The sequence below is a fragment of the Niveispirillum sp. BGYR6 genome (assembly GCF_027568365.1).
Taxonomy (GTDB): domain Bacteria; phylum Pseudomonadota; class Alphaproteobacteria; order Azospirillales; family Azospirillaceae; genus Niveispirillum.
In genome coordinates this window covers 321739-345985 of the sequence record NZ_JANLNL010000001.1, presented here as the reverse complement: position 1 = coordinate 345985, position 24247 = coordinate 321739, and the positions used below count along the sequence as shown (strand labels likewise).

13 protein-coding genes and 1 riboswitch are annotated in these 24247 nt (G+C 61.6%); of the genes, 4 read left to right on the top strand and 9 right to left on the bottom strand.

Annotated features, from left to right (window positions below; translation table 11 throughout):
• Positions 1 to 70: 70 nt before the first annotated feature.
• The 3 genes from PCJ49_RS01435 to PCJ49_RS01425 form a co-directional block, all read right to left on the bottom strand.
• Complete coding sequence (locus PCJ49_RS01435; RefSeq protein WP_269909374.1) at positions 71 to 1216, bottom strand: TAXI family TRAP transporter solute-binding subunit; 1146 nt, start codon at positions 1214 to 1216, stop codon at positions 71 to 73.
• Positions 1217 to 1358: 142 nt separating this feature from the next.
• Entirely contained in the window at positions 1359 to 1958 is a 600-nt protein-coding gene (locus PCJ49_RS01430) for a HupE/UreJ family protein (protein WP_269909373.1), read from the bottom strand.
• Between the two features lie 92 nt (positions 1959 to 2050).
• The gene (locus tag PCJ49_RS01425) at positions 2051 to 2941 is read right to left on the bottom strand and encodes a transglutaminase family protein (RefSeq protein ID WP_269909372.1); all 891 of its coding nucleotides are present in this window, start codon (positions 2939 to 2941) and stop codon (positions 2051 to 2053) included.
• Between the two features lie 201 nt (positions 2942 to 3142).
• On the opposite strand from PCJ49_RS01425, the gene PCJ49_RS01420 reads away from it, so the two are divergent.
• Together PCJ49_RS01420 and PCJ49_RS01415 are read left to right on the top strand one after the other, a co-directional pair.
• Entirely contained in the window at positions 3143 to 3802 is a 660-nt protein-coding gene (locus PCJ49_RS01420) for a glutathione S-transferase family protein (protein WP_160105643.1), read from the top strand.
• A 126-nt stretch (positions 3803 to 3928) separates the two neighbouring features.
• Positions 3929 to 6007 carry a S46 family peptidase gene (locus PCJ49_RS01415; RefSeq protein WP_269909371.1) on the top strand — a complete coding sequence of 693 codons (2079 nt, stop codon included), beginning with the start codon at positions 3929 to 3931 and terminating at the stop codon, positions 6005 to 6007.
• 57 nt (positions 6008 to 6064) lie between these two features.
• On the opposite strand, the gene PCJ49_RS01410 is transcribed toward PCJ49_RS01415, so the two are convergent.
• Positions 6065 to 7159 carry a hypothetical protein gene (locus PCJ49_RS01410; protein WP_269909370.1) on the bottom strand — a complete coding sequence of 365 codons (1095 nt, stop codon included), beginning with the start codon at positions 7157 to 7159 and terminating at the stop codon, positions 6065 to 6067.
• A gap of 562 nt (positions 7160 to 7721) precedes the next feature.
• A riboswitch (glycine riboswitch) is annotated at positions 7722 to 7809 on the top strand.
• A 303-nt stretch (positions 7810 to 8112) separates the two neighbouring features.
• Here PCJ49_RS01410 and PCJ49_RS01405 point away from each other — a divergent pair.
• Together PCJ49_RS01405 and PCJ49_RS01400 are read left to right on the top strand one after the other, a co-directional pair.
• Positions 8113 to 11115, top strand: a complete 3003-nt coding sequence (locus PCJ49_RS01405) for a TonB-dependent receptor (protein ID WP_269909369.1) — start codon at positions 8113 to 8115, stop codon at positions 11113 to 11115.
• A 98-nt stretch (positions 11116 to 11213) separates the two neighbouring features.
• A complete protein-coding gene (locus tag PCJ49_RS01400) occupies positions 11214 to 14468 on the top strand; it encodes a S41 family peptidase (RefSeq protein WP_269909368.1) in 3255 nt (1084 codons plus the stop codon).
• A gap of 46 nt (positions 14469 to 14514) precedes the next feature.
• Here PCJ49_RS01400 and PCJ49_RS01395 read toward each other — a convergent pair whose 3' ends face one another.
• The 5 genes from PCJ49_RS01395 to PCJ49_RS01375 all read right to left on the bottom strand — a co-directional run bounded on the left by PCJ49_RS01395 (position 14515) and on the right by PCJ49_RS01375 (position 24127).
• On the bottom strand, positions 14515 to 16053 hold the full coding sequence (locus tag PCJ49_RS01395) for a carboxylesterase family protein (protein WP_269909367.1): 1539 nt from the start codon (positions 16051 to 16053) through the stop codon (positions 14515 to 14517).
• Between the two features lie 17 nt (positions 16054 to 16070).
• On the bottom strand, positions 16071 to 18032 hold the full coding sequence (locus PCJ49_RS01390; RefSeq protein WP_269909366.1) for a glycoside hydrolase family 3 N-terminal domain-containing protein: 1962 nt from the start codon (positions 18030 to 18032) through the stop codon (positions 16071 to 16073).
• 21 nt (positions 18033 to 18053) lie between these two features.
• Positions 18054 to 19562, bottom strand: coding sequence for a glycoside hydrolase family 30 beta sandwich domain-containing protein (locus PCJ49_RS01385; protein WP_269909365.1), 1509 nt, complete (start codon positions 19560 to 19562; stop codon positions 18054 to 18056).
• A gap of 78 nt (positions 19563 to 19640) precedes the next feature.
• Positions 19641 to 21848, bottom strand: coding sequence for a beta-glucosidase (locus PCJ49_RS01380; protein ID WP_269909364.1), 2208 nt, complete (start codon positions 21846 to 21848; stop codon positions 19641 to 19643).
• A gap of 98 nt (positions 21849 to 21946) precedes the next feature.
• The gene (locus PCJ49_RS01375; RefSeq protein WP_269909363.1) at positions 21947 to 24127 is read right to left on the bottom strand and encodes a TonB-dependent receptor; all 2181 of its coding nucleotides are present in this window, start codon (positions 24125 to 24127) and stop codon (positions 21947 to 21949) included.
• Positions 24128 to 24247: the final 120 nt, after the last annotated feature.

The window sequence follows — 24247 nt, the reverse complement described above, 5'->3', positions numbered from 1 at the left end:
ATAGGCCGCCACCGCGCCGGGCACGAGGGCCAATCGCCCTAAAATATCACAACCCCTTTTTGGCCGACGCTCAATGCGGGCTCTTGCCGCCCTCGCCTGCTTGCGGGGCGGCTGCCGTTTCCGCCGTCAACCCCACCTCCCGGTAATATTGCTCGGCCCCCGGATGCAGGGGTACGGCCAAACCATCCAGTGCCGTGCGCAGTTGGATGGATTTGCCGCGGGGATGCCCGGCATCCAGCAACAGCCGGGTCTGGTCGTTCCACAGGGCGGCGGTGATGTCATGCACCAATTGGGGTTTGATATCACCACGCACCAGCCATTGCGCGCCCACCCCCAGGCTGCTGGTGGCCGGCACATTCTCATAAGTACCAGCCTCAATGCGGCTTTCGGTGAAGAAGGGCAACCGCTTCTTCAACTGTTCCCCTTTGGGATCATCAAAGGGCAACAGGTTGATCGGCAGGCGCCGCGCCAGTTCCGACACCGCCGGCAACGGATAGCCGCCGACAATGACAAAGGCATCCAGTTCGCCCGCCACCAGCCGGTCACCGGCCGCCGCCGGGCTGAGATAGACGGGATTGACCGCCTTTTCCGACAGGCCATAGCTGGCCAGGATAGCGCGGGAGGTTACCAGCGTGCCCGACCCCTGCTCCCCCAACGCCACCCTTTTACCCTTCAGATCCCCTGGCCTTTTCAAGCCACCGTCAGCGCGCACAACCAGATGGATGGTTTCGGTATAAAGATTGGCGATGGCGCGCAGATCAGCATAGGCCGTCTTTTCAAAGGGCGCCTTGCCCTCAATCGCGGCATGGGCAATGTCGGCCTGGACCAGGGCCGATTCCAACCGACGCTGCCGCAGCAGATTGACATTCTCCACCGCGCCCGACGTAGATTGCGCCACCACGATCAGGCCCGGCACGCCACAACTGCCGCCCCGGTCACAGGGGCGCGTACCCGGCGGGTTGGAGACTGCATTGGCCAGCAACCCGCCGATCAGGAAATAGGTACCGCCGGTGGTCGCCGTGCCGATCTGGAAGAAACGCACCTGATCGCCTGGCTGCTGGGCCTGGGCCCCAGGCACCAGACCCAGCCCCAGAAGGCCGCCCCCTGCCAGCAGCAGCAGCCGTCTTCTTGACGGGGCAGCGGGGTGCAACGGGTCGGAAAGGGTGTCTGCGGGTCCGGCGCGGAACTGCATGGCGCGGTGCATCCGATCGCTCATGGTTCAATTGCCCTATGGTGCGCCCCGCCAGCCACCGGCGCAACCGGAACGCCTGCGCAACAACCGGCAGAAAGCGGTGCATTGAAGAAGTGAGCAAAGGATTTCACCCGGCTGTGGCGAAAATATCGCCAAGCCGAGACCATCACATGACGTCGAGCAGCAACAGCACACCGACCAGCGCAATGGCTGCCCCCGCAAGCCGGGAAGCCATTGCACCGCCAAACTGGTAAAGCGTCGCCGACAGGCCGACTCCAGCACTCAACGCCAGCAGGCACCCGGCCACCAGCCCCGGCCAGAACAGCCACTGGCTGCTCGATGCCCCATCCCATTGTGACAGGGCGATACCATGCAGCGCCCCGGCAATGGCCGCCAGCACCAGTCCCAGCACCCTGGGCAGGGAGACGGTGAAGGCCAGCAACCCGCCGAACAGCACCAGTGACGCCTCCAGCGCATAAGCGGCATAGGGGATGTGAATGCCCGAGCGTGTCAGTACGCCAAACAACAGCCCCGCCACCAGGGCCAGGGCGGCACCGGTGCCAGGGCTGCCCTGGCCCTGCATATCCAGCCACAGGCCCAGCCCCAGCAGGCCCAACAGATGCAGATAGGTCAGCACCGGCCCGGCCAGACCGGCGGAGAAGCTGGGCGGCAGCGCCGTGGCGGCGGCCGCATCGCCGGCCAGCACAACCAACGACAGGCTGGAGACGAGCAGGCGGCGTGAGGGTACGCCGGCGCCATATCGCATCGGGAGAAACTCCACAGGGCGGTGGAAACGACATCCTTGATCGCCCGGCGGATAATGGCAGGTCAAGGCCGCTCTCTCCCAGCCGTCTCATCTCAGCGACCGGCCGTCACGCTGACGGCCACCCTCATGCCCAGATAGTCGGCCGGCGCGCCCGTCCATTGTCCGGTCAGCGGCACGGCCTGGCTGGCATCGCGTGTCACCGCCACGCGGATCAGGTTGCACCCGCCGGCAATCCCATTGGTGGGATCGAACTCCACCCAGCCGGCTCCAGGCAGATAGGTCTGCATCCAGGCATGGGTGGCACCGGCGCCGATGGTGCCGCCCGGTCCGCCATCCACTGTCGGGTCATAGAGATAGCCGCTGACGAACCGGGCAGCCAGCCCCAGGCTCCGTACCGCCTCCATCATCAACAGGGCGAAATCCCGGCAGGAACCGCTGCCCCGCGCCAGCGTCTCCACCGGGCTTTGCGTACCTTCCGCATCACGCGGTTGATAGGTGAAGCCGTTGCGGATGGCGGCCGTCATGGCCAGCAACATGGGCAGGGTTTCCACCAGCCCGCCCGCCCCCGACCGGACAAACCGGCGCGCCCATTCATCAACCTGATGCTCCGGGTCAGGATAATGGCGTTCCATGGTGCGGCCCAGATCCGGCACCTCCGCCGCGTCATAACTGAACGGGTAATGGCTTGCATAATCCTCAAGCGAGAAATCGCCCGGCCCGGTCGGAAATTGTTCCAGCACAATCCGGCTTTCGATGCTCAGCCGGCGGGTGCTGATGCCATCGAACCGGGCCAGCGCCACCGAGTTGCCGAACACATCATGCATCCAGTGCAGGTCGCTGGGCCGCGGATCGATCACCAGCCCGGTTTCCAGCAGGCGCAGATCGTGGCTGTCGCGCGGACGGAACATCATCCGATGCGGCCCCAGCACCACCGGATTGGCATAATCATAGGTGGTTGTGTGCGTGACGGTGAGAATGCCCATGGTGTTCTGCCCCCTTTTTCCCACCCTTGATAACAGTGTCGGCAGCCCCTTGGTTCCCCTTTCGGCTGATGACGCGGATGCAGCATTGGCAGGGGCGCAGTTGGGCGCTACCGTCAAAGCCAGGACCGCGCTATGTAGGCGTCAGGAAATACAATTCGGCCGCCCGGTCATCTGCCGGGCCCAGCCCGGAGATTTGGTGTGATGAAGCTCTATGGCGTGTTGCTCAGCCCCTATGTCACCCGCGTGGTGTTGGCCATCCGCTTCAAGGGACTGGACATTCCCCTGGTGCCGCCGCCGGGTGCGGGGTTGAAATCGCCCGAATATCTGGCCATCAACCCCTATGGCAAGATGCCGGCCCTGGTGGCCGGTGATGCGAGCATCATCGAATCGGAAGTCATCTGCGAATTCCTGGATGAACGATTCCCGGAAAAGAAAATTCTGCCCGGCAATGATGTGGCGCGTGCCCGCGCCCGCATCATCAGCCGCGCCATTGATCTTTATGTGCTGCCGGCCTTGCTGGGCCTGCTGGGCCAGATGAACCCGATCAACCGTGATGCCGCCCTGGTGGCGGAAAAGCGGGCGGAGCTGCGGCGCGGCATGGATGGGCTGGAAACCTTCATCGAAGCTGCACCCTGGTGCATCGGCGACGCTTTCACCCTGGCTGATTGCGCTGTCGTGCCCGCGTGCTTCTTTTTGCAGAAGTTCCTGCCGGCCTTTGGGGCGATGGATGTGTTCGAAAACCATCCCAAGCTGGGCGCGGTCTGGGACCATGCCAATGGTGACCCGATGGGGGCCAAGCTGATCGCCGAGATGACTGGCGCCCTGGATGATTTCATGCGCCGTCGGGCCGCAAACAGTTAACCCGATAGGGCCATTTGGCACAGCCGGTTGACCGCCGCAACAGGCGGGCGCATGGTTGCGCCCGTCACGCGCCGGCACGGGCGCGGGCAATGCAATCCAACGCGAAAAAGAACAGGAACCAAATCCATGGTGAAGCCGATGCGCCTCGCGGCAACGACCGCCGCGACGATCGCCTTGATGGTGGGTGTCGCCCATGCCGATGAAGGCATGTGGACGCTGGACAATGTGCCGACAGCGGCAATCGCCAAGGCGACCGGCTTCACGCCGGACCCGGCCTGGCTGAAGAAGGTGCAGCTTTCGTCGGTGCGTCTGGCCGGCGGCTGCTCCGGCAGCTTCGTGTCCGGCGAAGGGCTGGTGATGACCAATCACCACTGCGTCGCCGACTGCGTGGCCGAACTGTCCAGCGCCAATGATGACGTGCAGGCCAACGGCTTCCTGGCCAAGGACCGCGCCGATGAGCGCAAGTGCGCCGGGATCGAGGTCAACCAGTTGACCGATATCATCGACGTTACCGACAAGGTGAACAAGGCGACCGCCGGCAAGAACGGGCAGGATTTCGCCAATGCCCGCCGCGCCGCGCTGACCCAGATCGAAAAGGAATGCGCCGGTAACGATGCGTCGCTGCGTTGCGACGTGGTGACCCTCTATCAGGGCGGCCGCTATAATCTCTATAAGTATCAGCGTTATCAGGATGTGCGGCTGGCCTTCGCGCCGGAGGCCGGCATTGCCGCCTTTGGCGGCGACCCGGACAATTTCAATTTCCCGCGCTACTGCCTGGACATGTCGCTGCTGCGCGTCTATGGCGCCGACGGCAAGCCGCTGAAGAGCCCCAACCATTTCAAATGGTCCAAGCAGGGCACCAAGCCGGGTGAAGCCACCTTCGTGTCCGGCCATCCCGGCTCCACCTCCCGCCAGCGCACCATCGCCGAGCTGGAATTCGTGCGGGATGAGGTGGCCACCTCCTACCTGTTCCATGCGCAGGAGCGGCGTGGCCGCCTGATCGAATTCGGCCGGGAGAATGCCGATCGCCGCCGTGAGGCGTTTGAGCCGCTGGCCCATACCGAAAATGGCATCAAGGTCTGGCATGGTCGCCAGCAGGCCCTGGCCGACAAGGAGTTCTTCGGCGCCAAGGTGAAGGCCGAACAGGAACTGCGGGCCAAGATCGCCGCCGATCCCAAGCTGTCGGCCGAGGTGGGCGATGCGTTCGAGGTGATCGCCAAGGCCCAGGACCGCTATGCCCAGCTGTTCCCACGTTACATTATGCTGGAACGGATGCGCGCCTTTGACAGCGATCTGGCGGGCTTTGCCCGTTCGCTGCTGCGTGCCGCCGATGAAAGCAAGCTGGCCAATAATGACCGTCTGCGGGAATTCAGCGATGCCCGCCTGCCGGCCTTGAAGCAGCGCCTGTCCAACCCGGCCCCGGTCCATAAGGATCTGGAAATCGCCATGCTGTCCTTCTCCCTGACCAAGCTGCGGGAGGCGTTCGGCCCTGACGATGCCATCGTCAAGGCGGTGCTGGGCAAGCAGTCGCCCGATCAGGTGGCCAATGCCGCCATCACGGCCAGCAAGCTGTCTGACCCGGCCGAACGTCTGCGCCTGTTCGAAGGCGGCAAGGCCGCCATCGATGCGTCCGACGATCCGCTGATCAAGCTGATGAAGGCCATCGATCCGGCCGCCCGCGCCGCCCGTAAGGCCGTGGAAGAGGAAGTGGAAGCCCCGGTGGAGCAGGCCCAGGCCCGCATCGCCAAGGCCCGCTTCGCCATCTATGGCGACAGCGTCTATCCCGACGCCACCTTCTCGCTGCGCCTGTCCTACGGCAAGGTGCAGGGCTGGGAAGAGCTGGACGGCCATCAGGTGGAACCCTACACCACCTTCGCCGGTGCCTATGAGCGCGATACTGGTGCCGCCCCGTTCGACCTGCCGACCCGCTGGGATCAAGCCAAGGGCAAGGTCAACATGTCCACGCCGTTCAATGCCGTGACCACCAATGACATTATTGGCGGCAATTCCGGCTCCCCGGCGCTGAACAGCAAGGCTGAGGTGATCGGCCTGGTGTTTGACGGCAATATCCACAGCCTGTCGGGCGACTATGGCTATGAGCCCAAGCGCAACCGCACGGTGATGGTGGATGTGCGCGGCATGACGGAGGCCTTGCGCAACGTCTATGGCGCCGACCAGTTGATCAAGGAACTGGGGGTGAAGTAATCGCTCCCCATCAACCCGCTGGCGTCCCCGTATCGGGATGCCAGCGGGGCATCATTATCAGCGGAAAACCCTGTCATCGGGCATCCGTTTTTCCGCGATGAAGCGCTCAACCCGTTGCCGGGGGCCGGGTTGCTGGTTGACATCTGCCAAATCCCGCGACTGGATCAAGAAATCCAGCATCATTTTCCGGGATTTCTGGTCCTTCATCCGATTATAGAAGGCCGCCTTGGCAACATATCCCCAATACAGATAGGCTCTGCGGCAGATATTCAGCGTTTCGTTCTGGCTGTACATTGTCTGCATCATACTATCCAATTTTTGGATGGAACCGGCATTGGCCCTGTCCGGCAGGGAATGGATGATGAAAACCTCCAATAGATAGTTGGTATTGAACCGCAGAACCTGTCGCCGGTAAAATTCATCACGGGGTATTTTTTCGGCATTCGGGCCGTCAATCGCTCTTGTCAGTCGGTTTTCGGTTTTCCGGATGTCCGCGATCAACTCTTCGATTTCCTCCGGCTTTGCCGCCCCCCGATACGACAGCCAGGACAGGGCATTCAGAAGAGAAAGGCGATATTCGATCCGCTGCCAGAAAGCATCACTGGAGAAAATATCCTCCGGGATTTGATCCACAAGCGTAGCAGCGGCTCGCAACTCGCTCACCCCCTCCTTAACGATGTTAATGTCATTGATTTGGATGCCGTATTTGGTAGATGAATATCCGAATAAGTACCTAAACATTCCTTCATCTCTGATCGTCCAATACTCTTTTTTGCTGTTTATTATTGCGTCATTGAATATATTTTTAAAAAAAATATATTCAATATCTTTCACATCATCTTTATTTGATAGATCATGATGGATTGTATTTTTGTAGAAAAGTGACAACTCTCCCAGGTTTTCAAGTTTTCTTGGATCATTCAACCAAGGTTCAGGCCTGTCGCGTGATCTATCACGACTAAGCCACTTTATCACCTTTTCATAATGATTTAAGTCGTAGTACCCACCACGGAATTCGTACCCAGATGAGTTATCATTCGGATCAGAATTGCCATCACAAGCAAGGTCTGGAGACCATATAAAAGCGTATGAAATAGAAGGAAAAGATAAAATAACCAACAAAAAAATTATAGAAAAATTTATCTTTTTCATTTTCACCTCTGTAAAATTTACCAATATAATAATATATTACTTCATACATTTAAAAAACAATCAAGAAATAAAAATATATGAAAGCCATATGCCAGAAATCATACGCAACATCTATAACGCTGACAGACTGGTCAAGTAACTGGAGGTTAAGTGAGCACCCCGACCTCCCCCCCATCCACCTGGGAGAGGCGACGCCCTCACTTTCCATGTCCGTACATGAGGCGCTGACGGAAGCGCCAACGATCAGGGTAAACTTGTTCCTGCGCTCAGGGTTGCCCCCTTTGGATGTTGAAATTTTACTACATATTACTGTTGTTTTTTTGGGAAAAATGCGATCAATTCTGATTTCTTATTGCAATTTAAATGCGACAATACGCCGCATATCCCCTTCCGGCGGTACTAACAGACAACGGTATGGCTGGCAAAACCCGCAGCCCGCCTATGTTGCGGCGCACATAATGCGAATTTCTTCTTATTACGAGTTGGCAGCAATTTACCTTGTTTCATTACACAGCATGGGTTGACAGCGCATTATTCATTAAGCCACCCTAACACCCGTTAGCAGGAGCACATGGGAGAGACCGGCCTTGGCCGGCGCCGAAGGAGCAACCGCCCCGGAAACTCTCAGGCAAACGGACCATGCGGCTCGGGATTACAATCTGGAAAGTGACGGAAGCTGCGGCTGGCCGTCCGCCGACGGGGTAATACTCTCAGGCACAAAAACAGATGGGGCGCCGAAAAGCACGGAAACCGCTTTGGGGGCGCAGCCATGTCCATCACCAGTTGATCCCTGACGCCCGGATTGCGGGCGCACTCTCCGCATCGACCATCATATCAGCATGACCTGCCGACGGCGGGGACCGCTATTTCCATGTCGCCCGGCAGCGGGCGGCCCGGGAAAAGCTGTGCCCTCTGCATAATGATCGGCGGGCTTGCCCGAGCAGGGAAGCAAAATGAACAGAATCCTCAAGGCGGCGCTGCTGGGCAGCGGTTCCGCGATTACTCTTCTATTGTCCACCAGCAGCCTGGCACAGCCGGCTGATCCCAACCTGCTGGCATCCCCGGCCCCCGCCGCGGCCGCCCCAGCCCTCACCGACACGGATGAGCTGGACGAAATCGTCGTCACCGGATCGCGGCTCAGTTCAGAATATAACAGTCCCAATCAGGTGCAGGTGATCAAGGCAGAGACGGCTCGCAATGCCGGCGCCTTCGATACGGCCAGCATCATCAACCGCGCCGTGGCGGCCATGGGCACGCAGCAGGTCAATAACCGCCTGTCCGCCACGACGGCCGGCGGCATGGTGGTGGATGGCGGCAATAATGCCCAGACCATTGGCCTGCGCAATCTGGGGGCCGGGCGCACCCTGGTGATGCTGAACGGTCACCGCTTGACGCCCGCGGGTACGGGCAGCCGGGTGGGTCAGGTGGACCTGAACACCATCCCCTCTTCCATTATTGACCGGGTGGAGGTGCTGACGGGTGGCGCCTCCTCCATCTACGGGTCCGACGCCATTGCCGGCGTGGTCAATATCATCCCCCGCCGTGCCTCGGCGGGGCTGGAAATGAACCTGGATGGCAATGTCTCCCAGCATGGCGGGGGCAATTACTTTCAAGGCTCCATGTTCTGGGGCAAGGATTATGGCGACGGTTATATCAATATCGGTGCGGAATATCGCCGCCAGGAATCCCTGAAGAACCGCCAGCGGTCCCGCACATCCTGCGCGCAGGATTACGTCTTTGATGCCACAACCGGCCAGCGTACCGATCTGCTGGATGCCAATGGCAATATCAAGTGCCGTAACCTGAACCCCACTGGCATCTTCTTTGATTACAGTTTCTATGGCGGCTGGTTCCAGTATGACCCGACGCCGGGCAACCCCGCCTATCCGGCCACAGCACTGGGTCTGCGGGCCAGCCTGCCGGATTGGGTGCGCGCGGCCCGTGGTGGCTATCCAGAGACCTATACCTACGGCACCAGCGACAGCCCCGCCTATCAGAATGCCGACAGCATCGCGCCCCTGGAAACAGGCAGTCTCTATATCTCCGGCGCCTATCAGGTCAGCAATGATGTGGAAGCCTATGGCAATCTGCTGCTGAACCGGCGCGTCTCCTCCTCCGACACCTGGCAGTTCCTCTATCCGCTGCTGTCCCCGACCAACCCCAATAATACGGTGGCAAAGGGGCTGATCCAGGCGAGCAACGGGTCATCGACCGGGCTGGTGCAGCCGCAGATGAATATGGGGCAGTATCAGCGCCAGACGGTGAATTATGGTCAGGCCACCGGCGGCCTGCGCGGCACGCTGGACATGCCGCTGCTGAACCGCAAATGGTCCTGGGATGTCTCCGGCCATGCCGGCCGGTCCGATGGCCGCTACAGCAGCGATTTCTTCTATAATGACCGGCTGGACGCCGCCACGGCGCCGGGCGTGGCCTGCGACCCATCCCGCATCACCATTTCCGGCCCCGCCAATTGCGTTTCCATTCCCTGGCTGTCCAAGCGCTTCCTGGTAGATCAGAACTGGACGCAAGAAGAACGCGACTTCCTGATGGGGCGGGAGACGGGGCGGACCAAATTTGATCAGGCCGGCATTGACGGTTCCATTTCCGGTTCACTGTTCGATCTGCCGGCGGGGCCGCTGGATGTGGCCACGGGCTTTGCCCTGCGCTATCAGCACCTGAACGACACGCCAGGGTACAATGCCCGCAACGGCAATTACTTCGCCTCCTCCACCGCCGGGATCACCAAGGGTTCCGACACGGTGCAGGAACTGTTCGGGGAGGTTGGCGTACCGCTGCTGGCCGATCTGCCGCTGGTGGAGAAACTGAGTTTCACCGGTTCCGGCCGTTACACGAAATATCGCAGCTTCGGGTCGGATGAGACCTATAAGGCCGGGCTAGGCTGGACGGTCGCCCCCTGGATTGCCCTGCGCGCCAGCACCGGCACCTCCTTTCGCGCACCCTCGCTCTATGAACTTTATCTGGCCAACCAGCTCAGCTTCTATTCCTATATTGATCCCTGCCGGCGTTATGGCGACAGTGCCACCGCCACCGTCACCGCGAACTGCACCGCTCAAGGTTTCGCGCCCGATTTCGATCCGGCCAATAGCGGCATCACCGCCGTTACCGGCGGTGGCAAGGGACAGTTGGAGGCGGAGACCTCCCGCAACAAGAGTGTCGGCCTTGTACTGACGCCCGCCTTTGCCAATCTCAACATCGCGGTGGATTATTACAGCATCGCCGTGAATAATGAGGTGGCGTCCTATGGTGTCGGCAGCATCATCAACCGCTGTTACAACAACCCCACCTTCCCCGGTAACAGCTTTTGTGCCAAGATCATCCGCGACCCGACCACCCGCGCCATTACAGTGGTCGATGACCGGCTGGTTAATCTGGCCCGGCAGACTCAGCGTGGCATCGATCTCTCCCTGAACTTCCGCCAGCCCACCGATTTCGGCAGCTTTGGCATTGATGTGCAATGGAACTGGGTGCTGGAAAATACGCTGCGCCGGGATGAAACCTCTTACGAGGATCGCAACGGCCTGTCCGGCAACCCCAAGACCACAGGTTGGGTGGAAGCCAGCCTGAACATTGGGAAATGGACGGGCTTTTACGGCTTCAACTTTATCGGCCCCACCAACGATGCCAAATATTACGACAATGGCAATCTGTTCACCTATTGCGGTGCCTATGCCGGGCGGACCCAGCCCGGCAACCGCAATGACTGCCTGAAGGTGACGGAGAAGCTGAAGGTCGGCAGCTATATGACCCATTATGTCAGTGTGAAATATCAACTGGTCGAAGACATGTTCGCTCAGCTTGGCGTCACCAACATGTTCGACAAGAAGCCGCCGGTGATGGGGTCCGACAGTTTCACCTATCGCACCGGGTCGGTCCCCAGCAACCTGTATGATCTGCGGGGCCGTACCATCACCTTCCGCTTGGGCAAGACCTTCTGAGGTCGGTTATAAAGCCGGCGGCCCTCGCTTTGGCCGCCGGTATGCTTCGCGCGATAAAGAAGATCAGGGAGAGGGTTTTGCGCCTGTTGAACATTCGCATGAAAGGTTGGTTGCTGGCCGGATGCGCTGTGCTGGGCTTGGCCAGCATCGCCCCGGCGGGGCAGCCCCGGCTGCTGCGCTACCCGGATATCCACGGCAATCAGGTGGTCTTCTCCTATGCCGGGGATTTGTGGATCGCCGCAACCGATGGCGGGGCGGCCCGCCAGTTGACCAACGGGCCGGGGCTGGAGCTGTTCCCGAAATTCTCCCCCGATGGCAAATGGATTGCCTTTACCGGCCAATATGGCGGGGATGAACAGGTCTTCATCATCCCGGCCAGCGGCGGCGCGGCGCGCCAGCTGACCTGGTACCCCGCGCGCGGGCCGATGGCCCCGCGTTCAGGCAGCGATAATCAGGTGACGGGCTGGAAGCCGGACGGGTCGGCCGTGCTGTTCCGGTCCTTCCAGGATGTACCGCAGGCCACCGATTCCCGGCTCTATACCGTTTCAGTGGATAATGGCACAGTCGAGACCCTGCCCATGGCCCGCAGCGGCAGCGGTACCTTCTCCCCCGATGGGAAGAAGCTGCTCTTCTCCCCGCTGTTCCGCGATTTTCGCACCTGGAAGCGTTATCAGGGCGGTTGGGCGCCAGATCTCTATATCGCCGATCTGCAGAACCTGACGCTGACCAACATCACCAACACGCCGCGTACCGAGCGTGACCCGATGTGGACCGACAAGGGCATCTATTACCTGTCCGACCAGGACGGGCACATGAACCTGTATCAGGCCGGCGCAGACGGGGCCAATCCCCGTAAGCTGACCGATTTCACCGAGGATGGGGCCGACTTCGCCAGTGCCGACGCGGCGGGTGATGTGGTGATGCAGTTCGGCGCCGGCCTCAGGCTTTACGAAGCAAAAACCGGCAAGGTCCGGCCGCTGGATATTGACGTTCCGGCCACCGATGTCGACCGGATGCCGCGTCTGGTCGGGGGGACAGAAACGCTGGAATGGAGCGCCCTGGCCCCTGACGGGCAGCATGTGGCCATCATCAGCCGTGGCGATATCTTCATCATGCCGTCCGACCAGCAGGGCGCTGTGGTCAACCTGACCCACAGTCCCGGCGCGCATGACCGCGATGCCGCCTGGTCGCCCGATGGCGGGCGCATCGCCTATTTCTCCGACGCCAGCGGGGATGAGGAAATCTGGGTGGTGCCCGCCGGCGGCGGCACCCCCCGGCAGGTAACGAAGAACAGCCAGACCCGCTATTACCGCCCCGTCTGGTCGCCCGATGGCGCGCATGTGGCCGTGCTGGACCGGGAAGGCACCCTGTTCAGCATCGACATGACCAATGGCGAACGCCGGCAGGTGGGCAGCACCAAATCCTGGGATCTGCGCCAATATGAATGGTCGCCCGATGGGCGCTATCTCGCCTATGCCGAGTTACAGCCCAACGATATGCGCACCCTGCGCATCTGGGATTCGCGCAATGGCCAGACCGTCACCGCCACCGATCCCGCCTATGACAGTGGGGAACCGGTCTGGTCGCCGGATGGGCGCTATCTGGCTTTCCTGTCCGTGCGCGATGTGAACCTGCAGATCAGTGAGACCGAGTGGAACTTTGCCGCTACCCGGCAGACACGGCTTTATCTGCTGGCCCTGCAAAAGGACACACCCAACCCCTTCCCCAATGGCAGCCCCGCTGGCACCGAACCGGACAAGGGCAAGGACAAGGCACCGGAGAGCCCGCCGCCGGTGGATATGGACGGGCTGGCCGACCGGCTGATCCCGGTACCGATCGGCAAGGATAATTACAGCGATCTGAATTTCGGCCCCGGCAACAGCCTGCTGTACCGTATCAGCGATCCCGCCAGCTTCGGCCGGGAGGGGCCGAGCCAGGGAACGCTGTTCGCCCTGCCGCTGGGCAAGGAGAAGCCCAACAAGATCACCGGCGACCTGATGGGCTATGAGCTGGACCGCCGGCAGCAAACCATCCTGCTGCGGCAGGGCAAGGCCGATCTGCGCGTCGCCGGCATCAGCCCCGGCGGGCTGGCGGGGGAGCCCAAGCGCCTGGAGCTGGAGCGCATCAAACTGCGCATCGACCCGCCGCAGGAATGGGCAGCCATATTCAACGAGGCGTGGCGGCTTTACCGGGATTATTTCTATGATCCCGGGATGCATGGCCATGACTGGAAGGCCATCGGGGAGCATTACCGGGCCATGCTGCCGGCCCTGGGCAACCGGGCTGACCTGAATTACATCCTGGGCCAGATGATCGGCGACCTGAATGTCAGCCACGCCTATGCCAATGGCGGGGACCAGGACCTGCCCAAACGGCCCGATACCGGCCTGCTGGGCGCCCGTTTCACCTTCGACAAGGCGGCCGGGCTGTGGCGGATCACCAAGGTTTTTGAAGGGGACAAGGCCGATCCGCTCTATCGGTCGCCGTTGAACGCGCTGGGCAGCAAGGTCCGGCTGGGGGAATTCCTGCTGGCTATTGATGGCGTGCCCCTGGATGCCAGCACCAATCCCTATCAGGCCCTGGCCGGCAAGGGCGGACAGGTGGTTGAACTGGCCCTGGGCCAGTCCCGCAATGTAGAACGCCGCCTGCTGGTCCGCACCCTGCGCAGCGAGGCCCCCCTGCTGCGCCATGAGGAGCGGCTGGCGGCCCAGCGGCTGGTGGAGAAACTGTCCGGCGGCCGCATCGGCTATGTCCATATCAGCGATATGACCAGCAACGGCCTGACGGAATTCGTCAAGGACTGGTATGGCCAGTTGCGCAAGGACGGGATCATCATCGATATCCGGGGCAATACCGGTGGCAATGTCTCCCGCATGATCCTGGAGCGGCTGTTGCGCCCGGCCTTCACACGCGGCTTCGTGCGCGGCGTGCAGCAGCCGCAGACCTATCCCTGGGGCGGCTATACGCAGGTCTTTACCGGGGAAATGGCCATGCTGGTCAGCGAGACCACCATGTCCGACGGCGACACCATGGCCTGGACCTTCAAACAGACCGGGCGCGGACCGCTGATCGGCAAGCGCACCTGGGGCGGGGTGATTGGCATTGGCGATCTGGGGCCTTTGCTGGATGGCGGCAGCGTGACCGTGCCGCAATATGCCCTGGCAGGCCCCAAGGGCGAATGGATCGTGGAAGGCGAAGGCGTCACCCCGGATATCGAGGTGGATTTCGACCAGCCGGCGATGCGGGGCGAACCCGATGCGCAACTGGTCACCGCCGTGCAGAATGTGCTGTCCCGCATCAAGGGCCATCCCGGCGATCTGGGCGGCCCCCAGCCCTATCCGGTGAAGCCGTAACCGGAACGCGGCCGGCGTTGTAAGCGCCGGCCGCTGCATACCAACCCTATTGTGCCGTCTTTTCCACCAGATCCAGACGGGCACGATAGGGATCATCGACAAAGCGCGGGCCTTCCTGGGTGAAGTCCAGGATCTTGTCGGCCTTGGGATCATAGGGCCCCCAGGCCGGGCCGCCCTTGGCCGACGGCACGCCATCGCGCGCAAAGGAGACGAAATATTCATGCGCCGCCTTGGACGTCGCCTCGTCCGCCGGCGTCACCTGCCCCGGATAGCGCACATTGATGGTGCGGAAGAAATAGGGGATTTCGCTGGCGTGCATGGCACCCGGCGTCTTCGCCCGGATGGAATCCGCCACATAGGAGAAGCGATAGGCAAAGGTCGGCACGCCCCGCGCCACAGCCGCGCGGGCAACATAGCGGGCCGGCTCAATAAAGCCGCGATCGCCCATGATCTTCCAGATCACCATCGTGTCATTGGGGGCGGCATACAGGCTCTTGGCCTGCTCCGCCAGGGAACCGAAGCTGGCCAGCACCGGCGCCACATCCTTGCCCATGGGGAAACCATCCATGCCGGTGGCCCCCACCATCACCGGCACCTTGCCGGACCCGCCACCTTCGGCCAGGATCAGGGCCGGGTCGCGCGTCACCAGCTTGCCATCAACAATGGGGCCGGTCATGGTGCGCGGGCCGGCGGTGAAGAGGGATGCCATGCTGGCATCGGCCACCTTGTCCGCCGGCAGGGCACGCAGGGCCTTCAGGCCGGCCGGGCCTTCATCCGTCACCCCGACGGATTGGGCAAAGGCAAGCCCGACCTTTTCCGCGGCACCCAGATCCAACATGCTCATCAGGCCGCCGGGGCGGCCGCCGCCAGACATGGCGATGGTCTTGGCAAACAGACCCTTAGCCGGCGCCAGCGCCTGCAGCACATTCACCGACCGGCCGCCGGCCGATTCCCCGAAAATGGTGACATTGGCCGGATCGCCCCCGAAGGCGGCGATATTGCGCTTCACCCATTCCAGGGCCGCCACCTGATCCATATAGCCGAAATTGCCCGTCGGCTTGCCCCCCGCCTCCGCCGTCAGGGCCGGATGGGCGAAGAAGCCCAGACGGCCGATCCGGTAATTGGCGCTGACCAGAATGACGCCGCTTTCGGCAAAGGCGCTGCCATCATAGACACCGGGCGAGGTGCCGCCATTGACGAAGCCACCGCCATAAATCCAGAACATCACCGGCAGCTTGGCCCCCGGCTTGGCATTGGCCGGTGCCCAGACATTCAGATAGAGACAATCCTCCCCCACCGGGCCGCCCAGCGGGGCGGCATCGCCGGGGAACGGCACCTGCTGGCAATCATTGCCGTAATCCTTGGCCGGTCGCACCCCCTGCCAGGGGGCGACCGGGGCCGGGGCCCGCCAACGCAGATCGCCGACCGGCGGGGCCGCGAAGGGAATGCCCTTGAAGGCCAGCACCTTGCCCTGTTCCACCCCTTCCAGCGTACCGGAAGACACCTTCACCTGCGGGGCGGCGGCCAGCGCCGTGCTGGCCAGCAAGGGCAAGGCAATGGCAGCGGCAATCAATCGACGTAGCATCAGCAGAACTCCAAGCTTCAGGAACCGTGACGGAAACCGATTTTGTAAAGCGGATCGCCGCTATCGGCCGGCAGGGCCGGCGACTGTTTGGCGACCGACTGCATGTTGGACGGCAATTCGAACGGCAAGCGGCCCTGCGGCGCCACCTTGCCGGTCAGCGCATCGAACAGGGCCGCATCGGTGGCCCCGAACTCGGCAATCAAGGTGGCGGCGTGCGGCTTGATATTGGTCAGGATGGCGGGACGGTCCATGTAAACCGTGACGATCACCGGCACCTTGGCCGCCGCCTGGCGCACCAGGGCCAGCCCGGCATCCCCTTCCTTGAAATCAATGTCGCCTTCATGCTGCATCCGCCCGAAGAAATGATTGGGATGCAGGGTCTGGAACGGGGTTTTCAGACGGATCAGGGCGATGTCCGCCTGATCCGGGCTGGCCACGATGGTGAAACCGGCGGCCTTGGCCGCTGCCTCATCCACGCCATGGATGAACAGGCGCTTGCCCCCGCCTGCCGGCAAGGGGGCCGGGCCCAGGCGGTTTTCCAGCATCACCAGCGCCTTGGCCTGCACCTGCCGCCCCTCCGCCAGCACATCGGCGCGGCCGATGATCCCAGGGGCGGCAGCCGGATCGACGAAGGGATTTTCGAACAGGCCCTGTTCGAACTTCAGTTCCATGATGGTGGCCACGGCGGCGTTCAGCCGGGCCTCCGGCAGCAGCCCCTGTTTCACCGCCGCCAGCAGCGGCAGGCCATCATTGACGCCGCCGAACTGGTCGATCCCCGCCAACATGCCCTTGGCATAGCGCTGCGGCTGGGTCAGATCCTCCACCCCCCAGGGGGTAGCGATATCCTTGGGCTGCTGCGGCGGGTTGCCGGTGCGGCAGCTTTCGTTGCAGTCATTGGTGATGGCCCAGTCTGACAGGATCAGGCCCTTGAATTTGTGCGTGCCGCGCAGCAGATCGGTCAGCATCTGCTTGTTATAACCGCCGCTGACGGCTTCCACCGGCTTGCCATCCAGGCTCAGGCCCTTCTGGATGGTATAGGTCGGCATCACGCCGGTCACACCCGCCTCAAACGCACCCAAGAAGGCGGCGACATGGCGGTCAAAGCCGCCCTTGGTGAAATCGGTGAAGCGGCCATAATAATTATGCCCGTCAAACCCATCGATCTGGGCGCCATAGCCCACCCAATGTTTCACCACGGTGGTGACACCACCGGGGGCCAGGCCCTTATCACCCCCCTGCATCCCCTGCACATAGGCTTTCACCTGAGCGCCGACGCGGGCCGGGTCTTCGCCGAACGTACCGTTGATGCGCGACCAGCGCGGTTCGGTGGCCAGATCAGCCTGCGGCGACAGGGCCATATGGATACCGACGGCGCGATATTCCGCCCGGATGCGATCAGCGAAATGCCGGGTCAGTGCTGGATCATCCAGCGCGCCAAAGCCCAAGGTTTCCGGCCATTGGGAAAAACCGCTGGCCTTTACACTCGCCCCACCCACCACCTGGAAATGGTTGCGCGGATCGGTGCTGATGGTCAGCGGAATGCCCAGGCGGGTGCCGGCAGCGATCATCTGCAGGCGGTTATTTTCCGCCGCGAAATCGGCCGGGGCAATGGCCATGCGGGTGATCAGGCTGTTGACATGCTGGTCGCGGATGATGGCTTCCGCCGCCGGCGTATCATAGGCCGGGCCGGGCGACAGCGGCCCGCCCTGCACCGGGGCTGTGCCATGCACGGCGGCCCCCGCCTTTTCCGCCAGCGTCATCCGCGCCACCAGATCGGCAGCGCGGGCCTGCGCTGACAGGCGCCAATCTTCAAAAGGCGAGAGTTTGCCGTCACGGTCAAGGTCGCGGAAACGCAGACCATCGACGTTCACCTGCGCCCCATCGGCCGGCAAAACCGGCTGCTGCGGGGCGGCAAAGGCGGTCAGGGCTGCGAACGGTAAAACGCCCAGAAGCAGCAGGCGCTTGAATTGCTTATGCATTTGTTTCCTCCCTGCTGCCGGTTAAATCACGAAACTGTTGAAACTGTCCGCCGGCAGCAGCGCACGCAGTGTCTTCGCCCCCAGCGTCAGGTGCAAGGGCATCGGTTCCGCCATATCGTTCTGGGCAACGATGACAATCCGGTCATCCGGGTTGCGAAAGGCCAGCAGGTTTTCATAACCGGCATAGGAGACGGTGGCGATCCGCTTCGCCCCTGGCTGCACGAAATGGCTCAGATGTTTGAAAACATGGTAATCGGGGTTGAAGCGGTGGTTACCCGCCTCATCCACACTGATCATGGAATTCTGCGCCCAGCCCCAGCTGCTGAGACCATTCCGGTCAGCGGCGATGTTCCAGTAATCATAGACAGAGGCACCGGCGCGCAGGAAATCCTTCATCATCTGCCAGGTGAAGCGGGCGAAGCGCCAATCATTCAGGCCGTTGCCGCATTCCTGTTCGGACTGGTAAATCTTCAGTTCCGGATGCGCATGGTGGATGAAAGGGATGGCCCCCCGTCCAGCCCACTGCGCGCCTACCCCCTTGATATGTGGCTGCACCTTAGGGTCGGCATAGACCTTCTCAAACATGCTGGCATCGGCGCGTTCCAGCGTACCAAAGAAAATATCGGTGCCGCTGCCCTGCAGGGCTTCTGCCAGATACGGGATGAAACGGGCCAGCCCGGCTGGCGTCCAGGTGCAACTGGGGAAGACCTGGGCGGAATTGAACTCGTTCTGCGGCATCACCATGCCGATGGGCAGGCCCAGCTTGCGGTATTCATCGACGAAACGGCGGAAATACAGGCCATAAGCGCGGAAATAACGCTCCTCCTGGATGAAGGTATCCTGCCCCTCCTCCCGCACCTGATCATCGCGGATGCCATTGTCCGGCAGGCCCATGCGCGGCTTGGCGGTGGCGTAATGGCCGTTGGTCTTCATCCAGGTCGGTGGCGACCAGGGCGACGCCCACAATGACAGGTCGGGGCAACGCTGACGGGCCGCACGGATGAAAGGAATGATCAGGCGATGATCGCGGGCGATGGAGAATTTCTCCATGCCGAAATCGCCGGCAGTCTCGTTATGGGAGTACCAGTCCAGCGCATAATCATTGGCGCCGATGGGGATGCGGCAGATGCGCAGATTGGCCCCTTTGCCGGGGGTGAACAGTTCCTCCAGCACCTCAGCGCGCGCCGTCGCCGATAGCAGCGACAGCGCCTGCCAGCCACGTTCATGGATGCAGCCGCCAAAGCCTTCAATGGTCTGGAACATCTGATCCGCCTGTACCATGACATGCAGATCGGTAACCGAGGTGAGATTGATCAACGGCAACTGGCCCGGCATCGCCTGCCAGGGCTTATCCCTGGTGGTAGAAACCCAGGTCACCGGTACTTGCCCTGTGGCTGGGGGACCATGATCCGCAGCGCGCGCCTGTTCTTGTGCCATGCTGGGTGTGGTGGTCGCCGCCGCCAAAGCGGCAAACCCCAGGCCACACAGGATGGCACGGCGGTCAACGCCGCCGCTGTTTTCTTCTGTCACGGCGCATCCTCCCTTGTCTTTCTTCTTGCCGGAAGCCGGGCGGGGACTAAGCCCCGCCCGGCGCGGATCAGGAAGAGATCAGGGTTTCAGCGTGCGTTCGGAAACCTTGGCCTTGCCGGACAGAACCGTGGTGCTGGCCGAGGGGCCGACCACCACATCATAGTCACCGCCGGCAATGTGCCACTGACGGCCCTTTTCATCGAAGCGGGCCAGCAGGCGCGGATCGGCCTTGATGGTGACGGTGCGGCGCTCACCCGGCTTCAGGTCGATCTTCTCAAACCCGATCAGGCGCTGCAGCTTCTGGCCATTGGCCCCGGCCAGATAAATCTGCGGGGCGTCCTTGCCCTGCAGCTTGCCGGTATTGGTGACCTGGAAGCTGACCTCCAGCGTCTCCCCGCCCTTCACCTTCAGCTTGTCATAGGCAAAGGTGGTGTAGGACAGGCCGTGGCCAAACGGGAACAGCGGCTTCATCCCCTTCGCCGCGAAACGACGATAGCCCACGTCGGAACCCTCCTCGTAAACGACGTCGAACTGCTGCTTGTTGGGCAGGCCCCAACCGGGCAAATCCTGGCGCGGATACTGGTCCAGGCCGGTGGGGAAGGTCACCGGCAGACGGCCGGAGGGGTTGACCTTGCCGGTGATGACATCGGCAATGGACTCACCACCCTTCTGGCCGCTGTACCAAGCCGCCAGCACCGCGCCTGTCTTGTCCAGCCAGGGCATGGCAACCGGGCCACCGGTTTGCAGCACGACAATATTGTTGGGATTGGCGGTGGTCACCGCCTCGATCAGTTCATTCTGCCCCTGCGGCAGGGAGATATCGAAGGCATCGGCACCTTCCGCCATCCACTGGTTGGCGAAAATGATAACGATGTCGGACTGCTTGGCCAGGGCGGCAGCAGCGGCCGGATAACGCCCGTCATTGAAGGTGACGGTGGCGTCCGGCAGCCGCTCCTTCAATGCCTTCAAGGGCGAGGAATTGTGGAACACCTGTTTCATCCAGGTGGCCATCATGCCTTCACCGCCAACAGGGATAGAAGCCGGATTGCCGCCAATGCTGGTCACCTGCGACGAACCGGCACCCGACAACACGCCGGCATCGGCATGGCCGCCGATGACAGCGATCTTCTTGGCCCCGCCAGCCAGCGGCAGCAGGCCCTTATTATTGGTCAGCAGCACGATGCCTTCATCGGACACCTGCTTGGCAATCGCCGCGTGGGCATTCAGATCCACTGCCGGGGTACCCGGCTTGCCATCGAACAGGCCGGCCACGAACATGGAACGCAGGATACGGCGCGACATGTCGGACAGGCGTTCGGCCGGAACCGTACCGGCGGCGACGGCCTGCTTCAGCGGTTCGCCAAACCAGATTTGCTGGTCCAACTGCTGGCCGGACTGCTGGTCCAGGCCCTTCAGGGCGAAATCGGTGGCGTGCACAGCACCCCAATCCGACATCACCCAGCCCTTATAGCCCCAATCGCCCTTCAGCACCTTGTTCAGCAGATGATCATTGCCGCAGGAATAATCACCATTCACCAGATTATAGGCGCACATGACGGAGCCGGGCTGGCCGCGCTCGATGGCGATCTGGAAGGCCAGCAGGTCGCTTTCGCGGTGGGCCGCCTCACCAATGATGGAATTGGCCCAATGGCGGTTGGTTTCCTGACCATTCAGGCTGAAATGCTTGACGGTGGAGATGATGTTCTGGGATTCGATACCCCGGATGCTTTCGCCGGCCAGCGTGCCGGCCAGCAGCGGGTCTTCCCCCAGATATTCGAAATTGCGGCCATTGCGCGGGTCACGCGCCAGATTGACACCGCCGGCCAGCAGCACGTTGAAGCCCTTGGACGCCGCCTCCTTGGCGATCGCCGCCCCGCCATCATAGGCGAGCTTGGGATTGAAGGTGGAGGCCAGGGCCAGACCGGACGGCAGGGCCGTGGCCGTATCGCCGGGGCGGGCATTGCCGGGGTTGGTGACACCCAGGCTGGCGTCGGTTTCCTTCAGGGCGGGAATACCCAGGCGCGGCACACCAGGGATATAACCAGCACCGGGGACGGCCCCTTCCGGGATCGGCGGCGCACCGGGGAAGGTCAGCGCCATCGGGCCATGCAGCAGGCCGATCCGTTCATCCAGCGTCAGTTCGGCATCCAGCAGCCGGGCCCGTTCGTCGGGCGACAGTTTGTTGTTCTGCCAGGCCCCCTTCACCTGAGCCATGGCACCGCCAGCGAATGCTGTCAGGCACAGGCTGGTCGCCAGTGCCGCCTTGAACGCTTGATGAACCTTCATCGCTGCTTTCTCCTGTCATTTTTAAAAAAAGAGGCGCGGGGGAAAGCGGTCGGAAGGACAGCCCCGGCCGCCCTACCCCCCGCGCCCAGAGGGGACTGTTAGAATTCGATACCGAACCGCACGCCATAGGTGCGGGGCGGCGCATAGAAATCGCCACTGCCATTGCTGGCCAGCCCCGCCGGGGCGTTGGGGCCGGAATTGGTCCGCACGTCCTTGTCCTCAAGATTGCGGACATAGGCCATGACGTTCCAGCTTCCCTCCGCCGGGGCATAGGTCATGGTCAAGTCCGTCTTGGTGAAGGACTTTTGTTTGTTCTGGTCAAAGCCGTGATATTCCAGATACTTGGCACTTTCGATGTGGGTCTGCACCCGCGCCGTCAGGCTGGCACCATTGGTCAGATCGAACTGATGCTGATAGCCCAGATTGATCGACCATTCCGGTGTGCGCGCCATTTCACAGCCGGAAAAATCAGCGGCACGCGGTGCCGGCTTGCTGTAATCGGCGCGGAAACAGCGCGCGATGTTGGCATTGACGTTGTTGTTGGAGAAGCTGTCACCCCGCGGCAACATGAAATCCTTATAGCGCGCATGAAGCCAGGAAACGCTGGCATCGATACGGTCCATCTCTGTCAGCAGGAAGTCGGTTTCCAGTTCCACGCCATAGATTTCCGCCTTTTCTGCATTCAGTGTCACCGTGGCATCCTGCCCGGCAATGGTCCCCAGCGCGGAAATCTGGAAGTCCCGGTAATCATAATAGAAACCGGACAGATTCAATTGCAGCCGGTTATCCATGAAGCGGTTTTTCATCCCGACTTCATAGGAGGTGATGCTTTCCGGCTTGTAATCATTGGGCGGCAGACCATCATAATAGCCGCCGGCCTTATAGCCAGTGGCAAAGTTCGCATAGACCATGCTGCCTTCGGCCAGATCATAGTCAATGCCGGCGCGCCAGTTCACCTTGTTCCACTTATTGTCGGACACGTTCAGTGTCACCACACCGGTAATCGCACCGACATTATTGGTGTAATAGGTGCCGCCATTGCGGCCCTTCTTGTCTTCAGTATAGCGGACACCACCGGTCAGGCGCAGCGCCTCGGTCACCGACCATGTGGCCTGACCAAAGAAGGCCGTGGTTTCAGCCGTCACCTCTGGCTGGATGAAGGACAGGTACTTATCATTTTCAAGCAAGATGCGGAAATCGACGTCGTTATCTTCCTTGAAATGATAGGCACCGACCACCCATTTCACCGGCCCGGTCTCTCCGCCCAGGCGCAGTTCATTCGACCATGTCTTATCCACGCCGTAGAAATAATTCGGGGCATTGGTGGCCACATTCTCCCCACCCCGATCATCATTGGCGTAGTTATAGCCGAACAGATAGGTCAACTGGGCCCAGTCCAGGTCCAGATTAACCTCTGCCCCCGTGCTCCAATAAGTGTTGTTGCGATAGGTATTGACGGTAGAAATGGTCTTCCACGGGTCGCTGGTGCGGGCCGGATAGGCAACATCGCCGCCGCCGGCCCCGCCGCTGCTGAGATAGTCACCGCGCAGATTGATGGTCAGCCGGTCCGTCGGCGTCCACAGGGCCTGCAGGCGGGCGGACTTGTCATCCTTGTCGTACTTGTCGTTGCCGGCAGTAGGGCCGGTATTGATCACCTTCTGATAGCCATCATGGCGGATGGTCTGGAAGGCCCCGCGTATGGCCAGTGTTTCATCCAGCGGCACATTCAGCACGCCAGAGGTGGTCAACGCATTGTAATTGCCAAACTCCACCGAAGCCGAGCCTTCCAGCTTCTGCGTCGGCCGTTTGGAAATGACATTGATGGCACCCGCCGTGGCATTACGGCCATAGAGCGTACCCTGCGGACCGCGCAACACTTCCACCCGGTCGATATCATAGAACAGGGCGCCGGTGGCCGTGGCCCGGGCGATATAAATACCGTCAATATGATAGGCAACAGCCGGATCGCCCACTTCCGTCACGTTGGAGCTGCCGATACCGCGCATGAAAATCTGTGAGGCACCACCGCCGCTATTGGTGATCTGCAGGCTGGGCACCTGGGCGGAAAGGTCGACAACGCTTTTGATACCCTGGCTCTCCAGCCCCTCGCCGGTGATCGCGGAAACCGCCAGCGGCGTTTCCTGCAGATTTTCAGCCCGGCGCTGCGCGGTCACAACAATCTCCTCCAGTTGCAGGCCATCAGCCTGCTGCGCCAGCACCGGCAGCACCGGCACCAGAATGGCCATGGCCGCACCGGCCATCAGATGGGACTTCCGCATCACTGTCTCACTCCCTTTGTTTTGTTTACCCTTGTTGTGGGGGAGTTGTGGACGCACGCTCGCATTCGCTGACCGCCTGCTGGTCAAACGCTTGGACAGAGACAGACAAAGCATTCCGGA

Bases quoted from the DNA above. Each gene is read 5' to 3' on its own strand.
- PCJ49_RS01435 (WP_269909374.1), bottom strand. From the start codon at position 1,216: ATGAGCGATCGGATGCACCGCGCCATGCAGTTCCGCGCCGGACCCGCA.
- PCJ49_RS01430 (WP_269909373.1), bottom strand. From the start codon at position 1,958: ATGCGATATGGCGCCGGCGTACCCTCACGCCGCCTGCTCGTCTCCAGC.
- PCJ49_RS01425 (WP_269909372.1), bottom strand. From the start codon at position 2,941: ATGGGCATTCTCACCGTCACGCACACAACCACCTATGATTATGCCAAT.
- PCJ49_RS01420 (WP_160105643.1), top strand. From the start codon at position 3,143: ATGAAGCTCTATGGCGTGTTGCTCAGCCCCTATGTCACCCGCGTGGTG.
- PCJ49_RS01415 (WP_269909371.1), top strand. From the start codon at position 3,929: ATGGTGAAGCCGATGCGCCTCGCGGCAACGACCGCCGCGACGATCGCC.
- PCJ49_RS01410 (WP_269909370.1), bottom strand. From the start codon at position 7,159: ATGAAAAAGATAAATTTTTCTATAATTTTTTTGTTGGTTATTTTATCT.
- PCJ49_RS01405 (WP_269909369.1), top strand. From the start codon at position 8,113: ATGAACAGAATCCTCAAGGCGGCGCTGCTGGGCAGCGGTTCCGCGATT.
- PCJ49_RS01400 (WP_269909368.1), top strand. From the start codon at position 11,214: ATGAAAGGTTGGTTGCTGGCCGGATGCGCTGTGCTGGGCTTGGCCAGC.
- PCJ49_RS01395 (WP_269909367.1), bottom strand. From the start codon at position 16,053: ATGCTACGTCGATTGATTGCCGCTGCCATTGCCTTGCCCTTGCTGGCC.
- PCJ49_RS01390 (WP_269909366.1), bottom strand. From the start codon at position 18,032: ATGCATAAGCAATTCAAGCGCCTGCTGCTTCTGGGCGTTTTACCGTTC.
- PCJ49_RS01380 (WP_269909364.1), bottom strand. From the start codon at position 21,848: ATGAAGGTTCATCAAGCGTTCAAGGCGGCACTGGCGACCAGCCTGTGC.
- PCJ49_RS01375 (WP_269909363.1), bottom strand. From the start codon at position 24,127: ATGCGGAAGTCCCATCTGATGGCCGGTGCGGCCATGGCCATTCTGGTG.